The following is a 426-nucleotide window of genomic DNA, read 5'->3' as shown; positions in this document are numbered from 1 at the left end:
GCGGGGCGGCCGGCCCTGGACCAGACGATCACACATTTGAGGACCTTGATCGGCAACGATGCCGAGCGTTCGCGTCTGTTTGCCGATGCCGTGACAGCAGCGCGCGCTTGGCAAACCGACATCGGCGAAACCGCGATACGTCAGGCCGCGGATCCGACGACGCGACCGGATGGGGTGCGTATCGAGGCCGAAGGCAGGGGCAAGCAGTTCTTCGACACCCTACGCAGCAAGCTCGTCGCCATCGACAATCTGGAAGAACAGACTCGTGCGGCACAGGCCGCTCGCGTCACGCAGGCCGAGCGCAACGAGAGCCTCGCGCTCTGGGGCGGGACCCTGCTGACGCTCCTGATCTGCATCGGGATCGGGATCGCCATCAACCGGCTGATCGTCCGGCCGCTCGGGCGGGTAATGACCTTCGTCGAGCAT

At 65.5% G+C, this 426-nt stretch carries 1 pseudogene; it reads left to right on the top strand.

What is annotated here, in order from left to right:
* Positions 1 to 36: 36 nt before the first annotated feature.
* Positions 37 to 426, top strand: a pseudogene (locus MKK64_RS22030) (chemotaxis protein); the annotation flags it as partial.

The organism is Methylobacterium sp. E-025, from assembly GCF_022829705.1.
GTDB lineage: Bacteria > Pseudomonadota > Alphaproteobacteria > Rhizobiales > Beijerinckiaceae > Methylobacterium.
This window is presented reverse-complemented; position numbering and strand designations above follow the sequence as displayed.